At 35.6% G+C, this 20071-nt stretch carries 15 protein-coding genes; 3 read left to right on the forward strand and 12 right to left on the reverse strand.

Features of this window, described 5'->3' with window-relative positions; translation table 11 throughout:
- Positions 1-3 precede the first annotated feature (3 nt).
- Together SLH52_RS05065 and SLH52_RS05070 are read left to right on the forward strand one after the other, a co-directional pair.
- Positions 4-381, forward strand: coding sequence for a spore germination protein GerPE (locus tag SLH52_RS05065; protein WP_320208200.1), 378 nt, complete (start codon positions 4-6; stop codon positions 379-381).
- 135 nt (positions 382-516) lie between these two features.
- The gene (locus SLH52_RS05070) at positions 517-735 is read left to right on the forward strand and encodes a spore germination protein (protein WP_214482484.1); all 219 of its coding nucleotides are present in this window, start codon (positions 517-519) and stop codon (positions 733-735) included.
- 40 nt (positions 736-775) lie between these two features.
- Here SLH52_RS05070 and addA read toward each other — a convergent pair whose 3' ends face one another.
- The 8 genes from addA to SLH52_RS05110 all read right to left on the reverse strand — a co-directional run bounded on the left by addA (position 776) and on the right by SLH52_RS05110 (position 15420).
- Positions 776-4549, reverse strand: a complete 3774-nt coding sequence (addA, locus tag SLH52_RS05075; RefSeq protein WP_320208201.1) for a helicase-exonuclease AddAB subunit AddA — start codon at positions 4547-4549, stop codon at positions 776-778.
- Entirely contained in the window at positions 4542-8048 is a 3507-nt protein-coding gene (gene addB, locus SLH52_RS05080; RefSeq protein ID WP_320208202.1) for a helicase-exonuclease AddAB subunit AddB, read from the reverse strand. The genes addA and addB overlap by 8 nt, the downstream gene beginning before the upstream one ends.
- A 107-nt stretch (positions 8049-8155) precedes the next feature.
- The gene (locus tag SLH52_RS05085) at positions 8156-8941 is read right to left on the reverse strand and encodes a nucleotidyltransferase domain-containing protein (protein WP_320208203.1); all 786 of its coding nucleotides are present in this window, start codon (positions 8939-8941) and stop codon (positions 8156-8158) included.
- A gap of 653 nt (positions 8942-9594) precedes the next feature.
- Positions 9595-10500 carry an oligopeptide ABC transporter permease gene (opp4C, locus tag SLH52_RS05090; RefSeq protein WP_320208413.1) on the reverse strand — a complete coding sequence of 302 codons (906 nt, stop codon included), beginning with the start codon at positions 10498-10500 and terminating at the stop codon, positions 9595-9597.
- Positions 10501-10520: 20 nt separating this feature from the next.
- A complete protein-coding gene (locus SLH52_RS05095; protein ID WP_320208204.1) occupies positions 10521-11474 on the reverse strand; it encodes an ABC transporter permease in 954 nt (317 codons plus the stop codon).
- Positions 11475-11614: 140 nt separating this feature from the next.
- A complete protein-coding gene (locus SLH52_RS05100; protein ID WP_320208205.1) occupies positions 11615-13327 on the reverse strand; it encodes a peptide-binding protein in 1713 nt (570 codons plus the stop codon).
- 93 nt (positions 13328-13420) lie between these two features.
- Positions 13421-14443 carry a dipeptide ABC transporter ATP-binding protein gene (locus SLH52_RS05105; protein WP_320208206.1) on the reverse strand — a complete coding sequence of 341 codons (1023 nt, stop codon included), beginning with the start codon at positions 14441-14443 and terminating at the stop codon, positions 13421-13423.
- On the reverse strand, positions 14440-15420 hold the full coding sequence (locus tag SLH52_RS05110; protein ID WP_320208207.1) for an ABC transporter ATP-binding protein: 981 nt from the start codon (positions 15418-15420) through the stop codon (positions 14440-14442). The genes SLH52_RS05105 and SLH52_RS05110 overlap by 4 nt, the downstream gene beginning before the upstream one ends.
- A 382-nt stretch (positions 15421-15802) precedes the next feature.
- Here SLH52_RS05110 and SLH52_RS05115 point away from each other — a divergent pair, with 382 nt between their 5' ends.
- Positions 15803-16402, forward strand: coding sequence for a YesL family protein (locus tag SLH52_RS05115; RefSeq protein WP_320208208.1), 600 nt, complete (start codon positions 15803-15805; stop codon positions 16400-16402).
- Between the two features lie 388 nt (positions 16403-16790).
- Here the strand turns inward: SLH52_RS05115 and SLH52_RS05120 are convergent, their stop codons facing one another.
- From SLH52_RS05120 to SLH52_RS05135, 4 genes are all read right to left on the reverse strand, one after another.
- The gene (locus tag SLH52_RS05120; protein ID WP_320208209.1) at positions 16791-17216 is read right to left on the reverse strand and encodes a transposase family protein; all 426 of its coding nucleotides are present in this window, start codon (positions 17214-17216) and stop codon (positions 16791-16793) included.
- 17 nt (positions 17217-17233) lie between these two features.
- The gene (locus tag SLH52_RS05125; RefSeq protein WP_320208210.1) at positions 17234-18427 is read right to left on the reverse strand and encodes an MFS transporter; all 1194 of its coding nucleotides are present in this window, start codon (positions 18425-18427) and stop codon (positions 17234-17236) included.
- The gene (locus SLH52_RS05130; RefSeq protein ID WP_320208211.1) at positions 18396-18968 is read right to left on the reverse strand and encodes a PadR family transcriptional regulator; all 573 of its coding nucleotides are present in this window, start codon (positions 18966-18968) and stop codon (positions 18396-18398) included. Before SLH52_RS05130 ends, SLH52_RS05125 begins: the two co-directional genes overlap by 32 nt.
- Positions 18969-19117: 149 nt before the next feature.
- Positions 19118-19996, reverse strand: a complete 879-nt coding sequence (locus SLH52_RS05135) for a LysR family transcriptional regulator (protein WP_320208212.1) — start codon at positions 19994-19996, stop codon at positions 19118-19120.
- Between the last annotated feature and the right edge of the window lie 75 nt (positions 19997-20071).

Genomic DNA, 20071 nt, shown 5'->3' on the forward strand with positions numbered 1-20071 from the left:
ACGATGCTACGGAGAGTATCTGTTGTTAACAAAATAAGAATTGTTGATGTGTCATTAAGCTCGGTCTTTCATATTGGTGATTCGGTATCCTTTACGCCGCTTGCTAGAGTTTTTGCAGTTAGGAGAGAATATCCGCTATTTTTTTCAAATGAAGGTAATTTCGAAGATGAAATTTACTCACAGGTTATCCCTAAACCACCAGACAGAGAGCCTGTTTCTGTTGCTTTTCACAACGAAAATCCAACGATACATGTACGTAACATTAGAATCATCGGGATAGCCGCTTCATCTTTAGTTCAAATAGGTTCGATCGATGAAATTGATGCTGTTGATCGTGTGAAGAACATTCGACAATTGGAAAGTAATGAAGAGAATCAATGAACATTTATAAACGAAGTGCATAACATAAATATTGAAATGACAAGTTATACATTCACACATAAATAAGATAAGGAATATATACTACTCATTCAACATGTTGAACTAATATGGATACTCTAATAAAGGGTGTAGTCTATGCCTTCAATCGTTGGACCCGTTAATATTAACACTGTCTCTGGCGGAGTGATAAACTTTGGAGATTCCTTTTATATATCGCCGAAAACACAGGAAAAATCTTATACTGGTTCAGGTTCTTCTGTTTCAGGTAACTTCTTCATTGTAACAAACGGAATTAGCTTTACAAATACTGGTGATCCAGATTTAGTAGATCAGCCGCAAACAGCAAATGCATAGCAACTCTTACGGAATTCCTAGGAAGAGTTGCTATGTATTTTTACATGCGTAATAAGTGTGACCCATCAAAGAAAAATAAGTAGCATTCATCTATTTTTCGTTGCCATATCTGTTCAAGCGCATGTCGGTACAAATCTATTTGAGTGCGATAACGCTTAGTTAATATTGGTTCAGCTTCTTCAAATCCATTTGTAAAACGACCGGAAATTGTATCTGTTTTATAATCTAGTAATACTACTCCTTGATCATCTTCAAATACACAATCAATCATTCCTTGAACAAGAACAGTCTCTTCATCTTGTATTTGCCATTTTGGATAAGCTTCCTTCGCTGGCAACGCAAGACTAAATGGTAACTCTCTCTTCACCATCGTAGCATTAACTAGACGGCCTCCCAACTCAGTTTGAAAAAAGTCATGGATTTGTTCTATAGAAATGACTGTTGACTGTTCTTCTGTGATGATCTCTTGAAGAACCATTTTAGCAAGCTGGTCTGACAACCCTACAATCGTTATAGGCTCATATAGCTTGATTTGCTGCATGAACAGATGCATCGCTGTTCCTCTCTCAGCAGGAGAAATCGATTTTTCTTGTAAAAATAATGGACGTTCAGCAATAGGTAACTGTTTTTGTGCCAACAAAGATGTATGACTAAACTCATCTATTGATTCACGCATACGCTTTATTTCTGATACTGCCTGCTTAGATCGATATTTTGTAGCATCACCGTTTGGATAATCCCATGTTAAACGGTTAATCATTTGCTCCTGATATGAACTACCTAAATCTATTGATTGTCCGTTGCGAATTGCTGATAAAATTTGTTCATCTTCTATAGGATTGTTCCAATCTTGTTCTAAAAACTCAGTTGATCGTTTAATCTCTATCCGAAACTTTGCAGGATAGTTAGTTAATTCTTCGGGCAACTTATCGATGTTTTCGTCGTTTCGCAAAGCTACATTATGTCGGTGACGTATCAGTGTTGGTCCAATCCAATCTAAATATGATTTTGCATATACTCTATCATAATCTGAAAGTAACCATTCTTGATTTAACAGTTGGCCTTGCCATTCATTAATCACCTTTGAGGCTTGTTTCACAGTACCGACCAAGAATAACTTTTCCTTGGCTCGTGTTAACGCGACATATAAAACTCTCATTTCTTCAGCAATTAGTTCCATTTTCATTTTCATTTTTAATGTTAATTGCGGAAGTGTCGGATAGCTAATCCTAAGCGATGGATTAATATATTTAGAAGCAAACCCCAAATTTTTATCTAACAAATACGATTTGTTTAAATCTTGTCTATTAAATTGTCGTGACAAGCCACTTACAAAAACAATTGGAAACTCCAAGCCTTTACTACTGTGAATGGTCATTAAACGAACAACATCCTCTTGTTCCCCAATAGCTCTTGCCGTACCGAGGTCGTCTCCACGGTCTTGCATACGATCAATAAATCGTAAAAATCGGAACAAGCCTCGAAAAGACGTTGCTTCATATTGCCTTGCCCTATCGTACAATGCCCGCAAATTTGCTTGACGTTGTTTTCCACCAGGTAAACCACCTACATAATCATAATACTGTGTTTCTCTATATATTTTCCAAATAAGCTCAGAGAGGGACCCATTTCTCGCTTTCATGCGCCATGTTTGAAGACCTTCATAAAAATTACTTATCTTCTCATATAACTCTTTTTCATGTTCTTCAGGTGCACCCTTCAAAAAGCTTGTTAGTGCTTCATAATAAGTACCTTTCTTCTTTTTCAAGCGAATATTTGCAAGTTCCTCCCCATTCAGTTGAACGATAGGTGAACGAAGGACAGATGCGAGTGGAATATCTTGCAAAGGATTGTCTATCACTTTAAGCAAGGATAGCATAATTGCAACTTCTGTCGCTTCGAAATAACCTGTTGATAAATTCGCATATATTGGAATGCCTTGTTGCTTAAACTCTTCCATGATTTGGGGCGCCCATGTCATTGAACGAAGCAAAATAACGATATCTCTGTATGCAACACGACGGTTCATTTTTGTCTTGCGATCAAATACCTCAAATGGCTCATTAATAAGTTCTTTAATTTTACTAGCCATAAAACGTGCTTCTAATTGGGCTGTCTCTAGCTCAATCGGATCAAAAGAATGAACTCCTTCTTCTTTGGCGCTAAGATGTGCTGGTGGTTCCACATCGTCTAGATCTTTCTCGATTAATGTAAATTCTGTTTCCATTTTATCATTTGGTGGATAGTCAAGCGCACCTAGCTTTAATTCCGCATCACTGTTATAATCAATTTCACCAACAGATTCATTCATCAATTGCTTAAATATATAATTTGTAGCATTTAATACTTCGGAACGACTTCGGAAATTTTTCGCTAAATCGATTCGTAGCCCACTTTCTTTTCCTACCGTACTGAACTGTTTGTATTTACTTAAAAATAGTAACGGTTCCGCAAGACGGAAGCGATAAATGGATTGCTTCACATCACCTACCATAAACAAGTTACCGACATGTTCTTCATTTGTTGTAACAAATTGAATAATTGATTCTTGAACCATGTTAGTATCTTGGTATTCATCCACTAAAACTTCTTGAAATTGCTCACGATAGTCGAGAGCAGCTTCAGATGGTATGAATTCTTCAACAGCGGTGTTTGTTTTGCGTAAAATTTGCAAACAATAATGTTCTAAATCTGCAAAATCTACAAGACCTTTTCCTTGTTTGACTCTCTCAAATCTTATTGCAAATTCCTTAACTAAAGTTACGAGCGTTTTTACCGTAGGCTCCATTTCATGTATATCATTTAATAACAATTCTTGCTTACGCCTAAACAATTCATCATGAAGTTTTTCAATGATATCTCTAGCTTTCTTTCGAAGCTTTGTCACTTTTTCTATGAGTATGTCATCAAACTGATCACCACGACAAACTTTAGCTCGAGAAAACGATAAACCTTGCATTTCTTCATATAGTTCATTCCACGAACGATTCTTAGCACTATTAATGCGACTAAGCTGCTCTAAGTCATCTTCAATATTTGTTGCTCGAGGTGCAGGCCCTGACGGTTGTTTTGTAATTGTTAACGCTTGTTCAAGCAAACCTCTTGCTCCTTCAAGCTGAATATTAATATCTGCTAATAAATAGTTATAGTATGGCAAGTCTTCGATAGAGGTATTTTCGGGAATTTCGTACATTTTAATGACTGAGTTTAGCCAATCATTAGGTGACGGATGTGACCGAGAAAAATCATACATTTTTTTTATTAATACTTGCACATCAGCATCATTTCGATCATTTGAATAACAATCGACTAATTGAAAAAATTGGTCATTGTTTTCCATCCCGTAATACTCTTCAAACATATCCTCAATAACTTCTTCTCTTATGAGCTCTCCTTCCACTTCATCAGCAATGCGAAAGCTTGGGTCAATATCAATTAAGTAATAGTATTTACGAATCACTTCTAAACAAAATGAGTGTAATGTTGATATAGATGCACGATTTAACAAACTTAGTTGTTTTCGTAAGTGGAGTGAACTAGGATCTTCCTTAATCGCCTGCTCAATAGCTTCACCAACCCTACTACGCATCTCAGCGGCTGACGCATTGGTGAATGTAACAACGAGTAATCGATCAACATCAATCGGGTCTTCAATAGAAGTGATTTTTTTTATGATCCTCTCAACTAATACTGCTGTTTTCCCAGATCCCGCTGCCGCAGCAACCAATGTACTTTGCCCTTTCGCAACAATTGCATGCCATTGCTCATCTGTCCATTGACTTCCAGTTGGTTTTGGAGGGAGATGACTATTCATTCTCTTCAACCTCCTTACTAATTTTTTCTAAAATACGATGATCTTTTTCATCTGATAATATTCGATATTGATTATCCTTAAATGACTCATCAAACTGACAGAACGGTTTATAAGAACAAAATGTACAAGGGGTTTTCTCCTTTAACTTATAAGGCGAAATTGATACATCACCGTCCATAATATGGGTTCCTATATCAGTAAATATGTTTTTCACATGTTTACGTAAGTTTGAGAACTCCTCTGCTGAAGCTATCGATGAACCAGCATAGAAGCCACCACCCCTTTTAATACCAGCACTTACAATATCGGAACGACCGACTTCTAGCGATTGATCCATTAAACGTATGGACTCTTCATCCCCTAGAAGCAAGCCCTTCATTTTAAATTGTTTCAATAACTCTTTCTCAATATCATTAGCAGCTAGCTTACCTTTTGTTTGAAGCATTGGATTATGCACATGAAAGTAGAGAACACCAGCCGGGTTCGCCTGCTGACCTATCCACTTTGTTGAATGGGTAATAACAATATCTAAATATGTGAGCATTTGTAGAGCTAAACCATAATAAACTTCAGCTAAATTTAACTCTTTTGCACTGGATTTATAATCAACTATTCGGAGTAATACTCCTTGTGAGCCAACCGCTTTATCAACACGGTCAATCCTTCCGACTAATTCCATTTTTGTTTCATTCGGTAACTGAAATGTAATAGCAGGCAATTCTTCACCTGCTCCAAATGGTAGCTCTAAGCCAACTGGTGTAAATCCACTTGCTCTTGCGTGCTCACTTAAAACGATCGAAGCACGAATGAGCACATGCTGCAATTTACGCTTCACATAATGATGTCGATTCGAACTCAATAAAATTTCATTTTGTAATCGAGGAGCTAGTTTTTCGACAGCTTCAATAGCTAACAGTTGACATTGTTCTTGTGACAATTCTGACCAATCTACGTGTTGATTTCGAAGCTTATCAGAAATCATTTTTAACGCTGAATGAAATAATTGTCCTATATCAGGTGCCTCTAAACGAAATAACTGTCTCTCCTTCAATTTTAAACCGTGTGAGGCAAAGTGCGAAAACGGACAACCTTTGAAGCGTTCCATTCGAGATACACTTGCTTTAATTGTGTCACCATAGAGCTTTTTCGTTGTTTCAATCTTTAATGGCTGTTCTTTGTTCTCATAAAAAAGACTTTGAAATACTCTATTTCCTCTTGTTTTCCAGTAGGCATCACTAACAATAAAGTTGTATACATCCCACCAAAGTGGTTCTACAGGATATCCTTTCTTCCATGCTTGTAATTGAGTAGCAACATGAGATAGCGTGACTGTTGGACTAGTTACAAAAGTTAGCTGCTCTTCAGCAGTTGTTAGCTCACTCGTATCACCCACAAGCACTTTGTCTTCTAACTCTGGATATAAATCTTTTATTCTATTAATTAAACTGGAAGGGATGAGTGATTTCCCTTCATCATTCGCCAAAGGATAGGAAATATACAAATATTCATTTGGAGATGACAATGCCATATATATTTGAAAAGATTCGTCTAAGAGCTGTTCTCGACCACCAGGAGCTAGCTCTACTCCTATTTCATGGAGCATCCCTCTTTCAACCTCTGATAAAACACCCTCATCTGTAGGCTTTAAAGGGATGACACCTTCATTTACCCCAAGAATAAACGACGCTTTAATATTAATATAGCGAGAACGATCAAAATGTGCGATGAGGACCTGGTCTATCGCTGGTGGCACTAGAGCAAACTGCATACTTTCTAATCCCGTCTCGATAATACTCGTAAATACATGTAATGGTAATACTTCTTCCCCTAATACCTCTACATACTGGTCAAGTAAATCTATTACAGCTTTCCAAACCTGACTATGTTCACTACCTTCTACTAAGTGACCATCAGCTTCAGCTTGATCTCTCATTGCTGTAAGCTTAGCAGGAATGTGAAGCTCTTCTAAAAAGGTATAAATTGCTTCACACATCTCTCGACCACATTTCGCTTTGGTAAGTCTTTTTTGCAGGCTATTCAACGATGGTACAATCATATTTCGTAAATCATTTACTCTATTTTCAATTAATACATCTTCATCTGTCTTCACATATGAATCTAAATCAAGCCCCTGAAAGCGTCGATACTCCCAACGTTTCTTATTCGTCCATTTATCCCCATGAATTCCGTACGCTAACACATAGTTTTCTAGATAGTCCATTTCTTCACGTAACGTATTGATATTGACATCCTGAGGAAATAATAAATCTGTTTTTACACACCGAAAAACTGCATCATAGCGCCAATTAGCTGTCACTACCTCTAAGCTCGAGCGAATTAATTCAATCAACGGATGATGGAGCATGGAACGTTTTTGATCAATAAAAAATGGGATTTGGTGATCTGTGAATAGCGTATCTATTAAGTCATAATAATCATTTGAATTACGAATGAAGAGCGCTATATCACGATAACGATACCCCTCATCTCTTACGAGTCTAGTAATTTCTCTAGCGACGCCTTCCACCTCTGCTCGACGATTAACAGCTTGATATAATGTAATATTTGAACGCTGTTGAAATGGTATAGAAGGCCGAGACTCTAGCGATTGCTCTAGATGCCGTAATGAAGGTTGTAATGCATGTCTCATATTTTCGACCAAGTGAACAGGTGACTCAATGTCGATGGAAGCCTCTTTTGCTAATCGAGTAATAGTTTGATATGTCCTCCCAGTCATTCTAAATAGATGTAAATCATGAGGGGGATAGTCATCATATTGTTCATCTGTAGTCAATGTAATAGAAACCCGCTTGCTTGTTTTCATCATTTGTACTAGGACATCTAGCTCTTGGGGTGTATAGCTATGAAAACCATCCACATAAATATGTGCATTTTGTAAGTATGATGATTGTGCCATTTTTTCAGCTAATAGCCTCAAATAATCTTCTGAATCAATATATTTCATTAATAGATGCGCTTCTAAATCTTGATAAATCATGTGTAAATCGTATAATTTGTCAGCTAGTACTTGTTTATTAGGTTGATCTTCATTTACAATCAACTGTTCATGAGTTTGTTTAAGTTCATTTGCATCTATACAATAACGCTTTAACTCTGTGAGCATTCCTTCAACATGAGTAATAAAGCCTGATTTTTCAGCTGCCTTTGAGAACACCTTAAGTTCGTTCTTCCTATGCTCAATGATCTTTCTAAGCAGCATAGATACACCTACAGTTGATAAATGGTATCTACTAATCCCTCCCGTCTCTTGAAGTACACGCCATGCAAGTCTTGAAAAACTATACACTTGAGCACGAATCATGCCTTTTATCCCTGGTCTATTAATTAATTCATACTCCGATTGAAACGTCATTTGATCCGGTACTAAATAAATGATTGGATCTCCCATTGGATCGTTAATCAACAGTTGATGAACCTCATTTATACATGTCTGTGTCTTTCCAGAACCACTTCTTCCAATAACAAAACGAAGAGACATAAAAATCTCCCCTCCTAGTAATCTTGTATACTATTTATTATTTTACTTTATTTACAATAAGATAACCACCATAGCAGGTTGTTAGCCAATGTATGTAATTAATCACTTTAAAAAGAGTTATTTTTATCATATCCCCAAATTTCTTGAAGTGCATTTAGAAAAATCTGGTTAAATGGTTCATATTTTTCACATTTCGATGCTAGCTGGGTTTGAACAACTCTTTCAATTGTAATTAATTGTTGTTCAATAAACTGTACGAGCGTTTTGGAATTCCCTACCTCAATGATACCTTTTCGCTTCATATAAATTAAATTAGCTATTTCTTCAATTAAACCTTCTTTTGGAATTGTCGCATACATAATCTTTCGAAATTGGCCAGATGGTGGCGAGTGATACATTTCGATCCACTTACAGCATAAGAGAGGTTGTATAATTTGAAGGTATTGTTTTGCAGTGACACTTTCTTTGGACAATATGTTATGATAATTTCTTTTCGCCATATGTAAATAATGATACATACATTTTTTTTCAGAAAATGCATATGGAATCATTTTTCGAAAATCTTTCATTACTTGGTCATGTTCAGCATAAATAATCGACGATTTTAACCACTCAAATATGGAAGGATTTGATTTTTTATAAAGCTGTAATGCCTTCCGAATATCCCAGCCACTAATATCTAATAAATCGGATATAGGCTTGTTAATGACATCTCTCTTATGTTCAATGGACAAATACCAATCTGTATGATGTATATAAAAAAACCTCACATCGAAATCACTATCATTCGATTGAAGCCCCCACGCCCTGCTGCCTGCTTCACAAGCAAAAATTATTTTAACTTGTTCATCCCTCTCTATATGTTCCAGTTCTGATATAATTTGAGCTCGCACGTTATTAACACACCTCATTACGCAGTATCAATGTTATAACAAAATCAATACTGTTCAAGGAAATTAATCAATTCAAGTATTTTTTATTGGCTCTGTTCGTATACTTTGTCCCTATTTTCACTCAAAATGGACAGTTAGGCGAGTTTTATAAGAACTCAACAATTGTAAAAGCAGAAAACACGAACGGTAGAACTTTACGTGCTTATATTGTTGAACGCAAAGCAACATTCAATGAGAACACTACCTTTTGTATACGTTTGAATCGTAAAATGAAACAATACAACTTTTACCCTCTTGAGAGATGAAAAGCTGTCAAAGGCTTTAGTTAGTATATGCGTAATAATAAATACAAAAACAGCTTACAGAAACTTTGTTGTTAATGTGGACAGCTAGAGGTGTTTTTATGCGATTGTCATCGGCTTTAATAAGAAAAGGTGCTAAGTGCATGCTTTGTTTATTTCTTAGAACACAACTGCTATAAAACCATCAAAAAAATACAGTGCACTTCGTGAACCTATTTTATATATGTTAATTTGCTAGTAAACAAGTTGTCAGTTCTTCATCTTTTTGTCAATAATTTTTAAGCAACAAATCTTACGTGTATTACTTTGTATAGAACTTAAAAAAGCCAGGTAAATCACCTTGGCTTTTATTTACTCGTTTTTGGGATCGAAGGCATCTCGTAATCCATCTCCTACAAAATTAAAACATAATACCGTTATTAGAATCATTAATCCAGGAAATAACGGATACCACCATGCTTTTAACATGATCGTATAGTTTTGGGCATCTTGTAGCATATTACCCCAGCTCGGCCTCGGAGGTTGTATCCCCAAGCCCAAGTAGCTTAATGCCGCTTCGATTAATATAACCTGGCCAATGTTTAAGGTTGCCACAACAATAATCGGCCCTAGTGCGTTAGGTAATATATGTGTAAAGATAATAGACCACGATTTTGCACCAATCGTTTTAGCAGAAAGGACAAATTCACGAGTTCTAAGTGAAAGAAACTCACCTCTGACTAAACGTGCAGTCGTCATCCACCCAGTAAAAATAAATATGAGAATTAATTTATCTACACCTGGTTGAAAAATCGTAACCAAAGTTATTAATAAGAAAATCGTAGGAATTGAAAGAAGTATATCAACAAACCTCATAAGAAATGAATCAATACGTCTACCAAAATAACCAGCAATCGCCCCTATAAACGTTCCAATTGTTATCGCCCCTGCAATTGATGAAAAGCCAACAAGTAATGAAACTCTACCTCCATACAATACTCTCGTAAATATATCTCTGCCAAATTTATCAGTCCCTAATAGATTCTCACTACTCGGAGGTTTAAGCTTATCTATTAAGCTCTGTTCATTTGGAGAATATGGTGTTAAAAGTGGTGCAAATATTGCTGCAAGTATGATGATTGTTAGCACAACTGCTCCAAATACTGCGAGTTTATTTTTTAAAAATTTTCGCGCGAAAATCTTCGTATACGTATCCGGCTTTTCGTTAAGAATGGGGTTCAATAGCTGTTCTCTAGTCGGTTCAGGCATATTGTTCATTTGTGACACGATAATCCCCCCTATTTATACTCAATCCGTGGATCAAAGACCGCATATAATATGTCTGCTATCATATTACCAATAATAACTAATACTGCAGATAAAACAGTTAATGCCATAATAACTGGATAGTCCCTTTTAAATGCTGATTCAAAAAATAAACGACCAAGACCAGGCCAAGCAAAAACTTGTTCAACTATAACTGATCCACCGATAAATGTCGGTAGCATAACTCCAAATATAGTAATAACTGGTGTTAAGCCGTTCCTTAAACCGTGTTTATATATAACCGTACCTCTCTTTAACCCTTTTGCCCGTGCAGTTCTCATATAATCTTGTTTCGTTACATCAATCATACTTGAACGTGTATACCTCGTTAAGCTAGCCATATCTGCTGAAGCTAACACGAATGCAGGTAATATTAAATGATGAATGCGATCCCATAAACCTGACGGGCCTGTGAGGTTAGCAACACCACCTGTAGGAAACCAGCCAAGTTTTACCGAAAAAAACATAATCAAAATAAGTCCTAACCAAAAATTTGGAGTAGCAAGTCCTAAGAAAGAAGTTACTGTAATACCATAATCTAATTTTGAATAAGGCCTCGTAGCTGAGTAAACACCTAATGGGATTGAAATTAAAAACGCTAACACTGTAGCTACAAGCATTAACAATAGAGTATTAGGTAGCCTGTTCATGATCATTTCAGATACTGGAGTTCCTTTTTTTAGTAAAGATGTTCCGAAGTCACCTTGCAACATATTTCCAACCCACTTTAAATATTGGACATGAATAGGGTCGTTCAAACCGTAATTTTCTATCATTTTTTCTTTATCAGCGGGGCTAATACTTGGGTCTATTAACAAGGCAGTTGGGTCTCCAGGAGCCATTTGGATAATGACAAAAGAAATAATTGTTATGCCTAACAATAAGGGAATAGTCATGAAGAGTCTACGGACGATATATGCTAACAAGTTGCACCTCCCTCTCCTTTTCATACATATTCTCTATATCTATCTAAAGTATTATGAAATTTTACAATTTGTATAATACTTTGCCTTCAATAACAATGAAGGGGAGGGAAGCCCACCCCTCTTCTAATCGTAATAACTGTCTATTCCTGTTTTAACCACCATTTATATGGATGGTATACATCAAGCCTTGAGTGGAAAGTATAATCTTGTAAGTTTGAAGGAATGGCTTGATATCTTGTAGGATAATACAAGAATGTGTAAGGTTGGTCTTCTGCAACAATTTTGTAAATGTCAGCATATGCATCCTTATATTCATCTCTATCAGTTAGTGATTTTGCTTCTTCTAATAAAATATCCAGTTCAGGGTTTGAATACCAAACAAAGTTCATCCCTTGTTCTCTTTGACTTGAGTGGTAAATTTCATTTAGATCTGGGAATGTGTTTAGAAGCCAACCTAATATTAGCGCATCATAATCCCAGTTTGGAGCTGTAATGGATGTTACAAAAGCACTGAATTCCATAATATTTGGCGTTACTTCAATACCAATTTCTTCTAATTGTTGTTTTAAAATAACTGTTATATCTTCTCTAATTTTATTACCTTGGTTCGTTTTAACTTCAAATGCAAACTTTTTACCGTCTTTATCTAAGAATCCATCACCATCAGTATCCTCCCATCCAGCTTCTGCCAATAATTGCTTCGCTTTTTCTGGGTCATACTCAAATACTGGAACATCGTCACTATACGCCCATGATAAAGGACTTTCCGGTACGTGTGCTATTTGTCCACCACCATTCAAAACGGCTGCAATGATACCTTCACGGTCTACAGCATGCGTAAGTGCTTGACGAACTCTTTTATCTTGAAACATCTCATTTTGTTGGTTATAAGCAATAAAGTTATACTGTAATCCGAGACCTTCTTCAATGACAACGCCAGCACTATCAGCCCATCCCCTAACCGTGTCAATTTCACTTTCTGGAACAGAAGGATAATAGTCCACATCTCCCGCTTGAAGTTGTGCTAGTAACGCATTTTGATCAGGAACAATTTTGTAAATGATCTCTTCAAGATAAGGCGCGCCTAAAAAGTAATCATCGTTCCGCACAACTTTCACGTACTCTCCGTCTCTCCACTCATCAAAAATAAAAGGTCCTGATCCAATTGGGTTTTTCGTATTGAACTCATGTGAGCCTAATTCTGCAATCGGTACATCTTTTAATATATGTTCAGGTAAAACCTGGTAGTTTAATGTTGTTGGAATAAACCCTACATTTACCTCATTTAGTTTAAATTCAACAGTATAATCATCAATTTTTGTAATGCTTTCTATTGATTCAAAATCTCCACCTCGTGGACCAATATATTCATCACTTATAGGAATACTGTATGTGAATACTAAGTCATCTGCGGTAAGTGGCTCACCATCATGAAACCTTACATCATCTCTAAGTGTTACAGTAACTGTTAAGCCATCTTCAGAGCTTTGAATATCTGTTGCTAAGTCATATTCCACTTCAAGGTTAGGGTTAGCAATAACTGGTGAAGAGAAAATAAGATTTTGAATATCTCCACTTGAAGCGTCTTGAGAGTAGATGGAATTAAATAAAGTTGGACCGCCTATAGAGCCCATAATTAACGTTCCACCAGATTGTGGTTCATTAGTAGTTGCTGGATCTTCAGTTTCTTCTACTTCCTCTTCCTCTTCACCTTCACTTTCACCATCACTTGTTGTTACAGGATCTTTTTGCGCAGTAGATGGCTCATCTGCTTCATTTCCACACGCTGCTAAAAATAGTGCAAATACTAACATTAGACTTAATAAAAGCCAACTTGATTTACTCAATTTCACGTTTTTACTCCCCCCTAAGAATTAATAATAGTAATGACTAGAATTATTTATAAAATCTTATCTCCCCCCTTCTAAGAATTTGTGTCCCTAAATTTATTTATATAAGTGGCATGCAACAAAATGATCTTTTTTCACTTCATTTATTTGAGGTACAATCTTGCTACATTCATCTTTTGCTGCGGGACACCTCGTATGAAATACACAACCTGTCGGTGGATTAGCCGGGCTTGGTAAATCCCCTTGTAGAACGATTCTTTCCCTTGGAACAGTTCCCTTATTCTTCGTTACGGGTACAGCAGAAAGTAAGGCTTGTGTATATGGATGAAGTGGTTCTGAATATAAGTTGCTTTTTGGTGCTAGTTCCATTAAGTTCCCTAAGTACATTACTCCAACTCTATCGCTTATATGTCTAACAACACTTAGATCATGTGAAATAAAAATATAAGTTAAGCCAAATTCTTCTTGCAAATCCTCTAATAAATTGATGATTTGGGCTTGTACAGATACATCTAATGCCGAAACAGCTTCGTCAGCGATAATTAAATCTGGATGTAATGCAATGGCTCTGGCAATCCCAATACGTTGACGCTGTCCACCGGAAAATTCATGTGGATAACGATTTATATAGGAAGAATTTAAACCCACCTTTTCTAATAATTGACCAATATATTCATCACGCTCTTTTCCACTATACAAGTTGTGTATTTTCAAAGGTTCTCTTAATATTGAACGAAGTGTTTTTCTTGGATTTAATGAAGCATATGGGTCTTGGAAGATCATTTGGATATCTTTCCGAACACTTTGCCTTAATTCAGTTTCACGCATATGTGAAATATCTTGACCTTTAAATATGATTTTTCCATCTGTAGGTTCATACAGTCTAATTACTGTACGTCCAATTGTAGATTTTCCACAACCAGATTCGCCGACTATACCTAATGTTTCTCCCTTGTTAATGGAAAAACTTATTCCATCCACTGCTTTTAAGTGACCTGCTGCTCTTTGTAAAATGCCACTTTTTATAGGAAAGTGTTTTTTTAAGTTGTGTAACTGAAGTATTGGTGATGTTTGATCGTTTTGAACCGCTTTACTTTTTTCAACTGATGTTACACTCATACTCCTTCCTCCTCTTCTTCATGTAAAAAACAGCGTACAGACCTGGAACCCTTTTTCGTTAATAAGGGTATTTCGTTAAAGCACTGATCAAATGCCTTTGAACAACGTGGTGCAAAACGACAGCCTTTCGGTAAGTGCTCTGGGGAAGGAACAGTCCCTTCAATTGATTGTAAGCGTGTTATTTCACCATCTATGGAAGGTACAGAATTCATTAGACCTTCAGTATATGGGTGAAGTGGATTATCAAATAATTCCTCTACATTTGCTTCCTCAACAACTTGGCCGCAATACATAACTACAACTCTATCTGCTATATCTGAAACAACACCTAAATCATGTGTAATTAATAGAATTGAAGTGTTGAATTTTTTGCTTAAATTTCTCATTAAATCCAATATTTGCGCTTGGATAGTAACATCTAAAGCAGTTGTAGGTTCGTCCGCTATTAATAACTTAGGATTACAGCTCATAGCCATTGCAATCATTACTCTTTGTCTCATCCCTCCTGATAATCTATGAGGGTATTCATCTATGATTTCATCTGCTTGAGAAAAACCAACCATGTCTAATAATTCGATTGCCTTAATTCTTGCTTCAGCCTTTGACATTTTTTGATGGTAGATTAAAACTTCTGTTATTTGTTCACCAATTTTCAACACAGGATTTAATGATGTCATAGGCTCTTGGAAAATCATCGAAATGTCATTTCCTCGCACTTTCAACATCTCTTTTTCTGGTATTTCCACCAGATCTTTTCCATCATAAAGAATTTGACCATCCACTATTTTTCCGCCAGGACTCGGAACTAGTCTCATAATCGATAGCGATGTTATACTCTTACCTGAACCAGATTCGCCAACTAAAGCTACTGTTTCTCCTTTATTAATTTTTATATCAACTCCATCAACTGCTGGAATAGCTCTCTTTTTACGAAAGAAGTATGTCTTTAAATTTTTTACTTCCAATAACGTTGACATTAATAGTTTCACCTTCCTACTCTAGGTAACTACAATCGCTATTTTTATACTATTCTGAGTTTTTATTTGTTATTACAATTACAATACTATTTCAAGTATTTTCTTTATTTTATTACTATAAGATAATTCTCAATTAATTATTGACTATAGTAAGAGAACTCTTTTTTATGCTGAAATTTCTGTTTATTGACTGATTAAAGGCTGAAATTCTATACTAAATAATATGTACAAAAATTATTGAATTTTTGACTGATATTTAAAGAAGGCTCTTATCGAATATTTGGTTACTGCTTTTTGTCATCGCTTTGTAGAAGAAAAGTAGTATACGTATTTTAACAACCATCAAAGCGAAAACAGCCTTGAAGAAAGAGGGTTACATAACATGGAGAGGATCTATACGATAACCGAGTGGATTACACGATTCATACTACTTAATCTTTATTGGATTTTATTTTCATTAGTTGGTTTAGTTTTTTTGGGCATTTTCCCTGCGACAACCGCGATGTTCTCTATCTCCAGAAAGTGGATTCAAGGCGATATAGACATCCCTATTTTTAAGACTTTTTGGAGTTATTTTCGAAGTGATTTCTTGAAGGCAAATATGTTAGGTTTTTTACTAATTGTCTTAGGGTTTGGGTTATACATAGATTATGTATACGTGAAATCGCTTAATAGTGCTTTAGGTATTATCTTACTTGGAAGTACATTGCTACTAACTGCATTATTTATCATAACAATTCTAAATCTATTTCCTATATATGCTCATTATGAATTAAATATATTCCAATATATTCAACGTGCATTTTCTATAGGCATCCTACATCCAATTAGAACTATTATGATGGCACTTGGAGTAATTGGCATATACTTCATTTCAAGTACCTTTCCAGGGTTCATCATTTTTTTCAGCAGTAGTTTATTAAGCTACTTGATCACCTGGATCGCTTCTAGAAATTTTTCAGATGTTATAGAAGGTAACTAACTTAGTACATCTAAGTTAGTTACTTATATCAATACTTGCTATTAAACTAAGAAGGTATAATCTATGGATTAAGTAGTTATACCTTTCCATTAATCATTTCAAGCGCTATAAAGCAATATTTATGGCTCTATTCGTAGCCTCGTAGATATTTTCACTGTGGAATTATGTATTGGTAATCTTTTTTATTGGCTGTGTATTGTACTAAGAAATAAATACGTATAAATAAAGTTTTCGTGGCAATTCTCACATATAAAATGAGGGTCAATTTCATAATATTGGTTGTGATGTCTAAAGTAGGCTCAATAACAACAAAAAAAGAGCCTTCTTAAAAAGAATAGGCTTTTTCACATACTATTTAATCCCTAGAATCACCTTTCATTCTTTTTTGCTAATGAGTCTCTTTGTCTTTCACATAATCTTTATGGACGTTTCTTACCGTTTTCTCATTCACTCCTATTGCTCTAGCGACGTCTATAAATTTATTTTTCATAGTCTCCCTTTCTATAAATTTCACAAGCCTTGTCGTCATCAGTCTTCTTTGATCAACACTTTCTAAAGGTTCCCAAAAGCTTGTAAAGCATTCTTTACACTTATACCTTTTCCTGTTAATCTCTAAAATTACTTGTTTTGAACGAATAGGGATATCGACAATCATTTGTTTTCTAGTTCCATATTTATATAAGTTAGCCATTAACAGACAATACGGACAATGTGAGGGATGATTCTTTTTGGCTACCTGAATAATAATACGATGTTCATTCTCGTGGACGCCTTCTATTATATTAAACTCGCTTAATACCTTTGAATAACTCATTCGTTCCCCCCTCTTATTCATGTTGTATTAACCTCTTTAGAATGAGTATTTGAAAGTTTGTATAAAGGAATTAAGTATATAAGGAAGAGAATACTTATCGTTGCATATGCGATCGTAAGTCCAAAGGATGCAGTCAATAAGCTAGCCATTAATGGACCAACAATCATACCAAACGAATATGCAGTATTGAACACTGCGAATATGATACCTTGTGAAGTAACACCGGCCTGTTCTGATATATCAGCCAATTTAGGAAGAGCTGGTGTAAGTACGATTCCAAGGCTAACTCCTAACAAGGCAAGTGTGACAGCTTGATACCCGATGGATTGTGGCAGAGCATTTAACGGTAATACAACTGCAACTAGTACAATACCGAACATGACCGATTTCACATGTCCTATTTTAGTAGACACAATCCCAATAATAGGTGCTATTATTCCATAAAATAGTGGTGGAATAACGAAGAGTAATCCAATCATTCCTGGTGAGGCCTGTAAGTTATTTGTTATGTGTAACGGTAAAGTTGGCTCAATACTCGCAAAAACTGCTGCACCTATTGCTGCGATTCCTGCGATGATAACAATTTGTCTTTGACGAAGTATGCCAAAAGATGAAACGAACCGCTCAGATTTTGTCTCTGTTATACTCCGAAGACAAAATAAGCTAAGAAGAGCTGTTAATAAGCTGATCCCACCAGCCACAAAAAAAGGCAACTTATATCCACCTAATTCAAATAGCCAGCCGCCAAATAGAGGGCCAAATAATACGCCAGCTGATTGACCTGATATAGCTATACCCATCGCTTTCCCCCGTTCTTCACTTGGGAAAACATCCGCAACAAACGCAAGCCCTGCAGACCAAGGAATTGAAGCAGCAACACCTTGCAAAGCACGTGCAACAACAAGGAGCCACAAAGTTGTAGACATTGCAAATACTATTGTAGTTACCCCTAAGCCTAGCAGCCCTATCGTAATCATTTTCTTCCTTCCAATTCGATCTGCCAAGGCTCCAGAAAATGGGGTAGCTATGAATAAAGCAATAGCATAACTAGCAAACAATATACCTACGAAAGATTGAGATGCTCCTAGATCAGTAGCATAAATGGGTAGAAATGGTACAACTAAACCATACATTAACATATCGGTAAATATCGCCATTGACACGATGAATAGCACAGTTTTATTTGATGTTTTTTGCTTGTTCTTTACCACTCTTTTTTCCTCCCCTCGCAAACTCGATCATGTCATTAATACATTTCAGTTGCAATTCACATTGGCTATACATATTTTCAAATATTATTTTCACTTGATGTGGTATAGACCCAATCATTTTTTCTTTCTCTTCATAGCCTGACTTCATCGTTTCATAAATATAAATGACTTCGTTTTTCTGTTTTTCCAATGATAATAATATTTCATCATTTGAAATATTTTCTATAAACGTTAACGATGTATATAAAGCTGTCGGAAATACTACTGAAGATGTTGTCAATGACTCAATGAGTAAACGATTTAATTCAGCTTCTCCTTTCGTTGTAATTCTAAAAATGGACTTCGTTCTTAAGCCTGTTTGTTCAACTGTCTCTAATTCAACCTTTTCTTCTTTTTGTAGTTTTTTCAATGCATGGTAAATGGAAGCAGGCTTCACATTTGCCCACATTTCTGTATTCGATGATTCCATCATTCGTTGAATTTCGTAACCTGACATTGGTCCATTAGCTTTAAGAAGCCCAAGTACCATTGTTCGTGTCATTTAATCACTCCTCCATTTAACTAAACATTTAATACTAAATGTTTAGTATTTGTTAAACATTATAAAGACACACTATAAAAAAATAAAGATATATCTTCATTTCTACTAGATAATCCGATATATCTTTCATATGAACAATTATCATATTCCTATTTTTCTAAAATCTCATTCACAAAAACTCGTTCAGCCATAGAAAATGAATGACTGGTTTGATGAATAAATGATAGCGTTCTTGTGAAATGTGCTTTATTTATTGAAATCGCTACGAGTTCACCACGTTCTAATTCTTTTTCCACTATAATATGTGACAGAACGGCTATACCAAGATTATTCAGAACCGCTTCCTTAATCCCTTGACTTGAATTAAATATGTAAGAGCGCATAATTGATAAATTCCATTCTTTGATTAAATAATCACTATATGCTCGAGTTCCAGAGCCAATCTCTCGAAATATCCAAGTTTGATTATTAAGCTGAGTTGGTAAAATATCATCTTTTGAAGCGATTGGTGATGAAGGAGATGTAACAAGAACCATTTCATCCTCTAAAAAGGGCTTTACAACAAGATCATTGTTTACGATCTTACCTTCTATCAGTCCTATATCTAAACGAGCTTGTCTTATTAACTCTGTTATTTCTTCTGTATTTTTTATCATAACTTCAATATCAACATCTGGGTGTGCAGATGTAAACTGCGCTAAATACTTCGGTAATAAATATTCTCCAATTGTATAACTCGCTCCGATCTTTATGCTTCCACTTACAATATTACTTAAATGATTAATCTCATCTTTCGTATTGCTATACAACGTTAAAATTTTATTTGCGTTTCTATACAACACTTTACCAGCCTTTGTTAATTCAACATATTTTGGCGAACGATAAAGAAGCTGTTCGTTAAATTCTTCTTCTAAATTGCGTATATGTAAACTAATAGTCGGTTGTGAAAAGTTTAAATGTTCAGCAGCTCGAGAAAAGTTTTTGTATTTTGCTACTGTAACAAAAATTTTTAACGCATCAATATTCATCTCTTGTCCTCACTTTACTTTGAACTGAAAGTTTAAAATGCTAGAAGATTGTAACAGCATTTAACTTATTACAAC

Origin of the sequence: Cytobacillus sp. IB215665 (assembly GCF_033963835.1) — a bacterium.
In the GTDB taxonomy this organism is placed as follows: Bacteria; Bacillota; Bacilli; order Bacillales; family SM2101; genus Nanhaiella.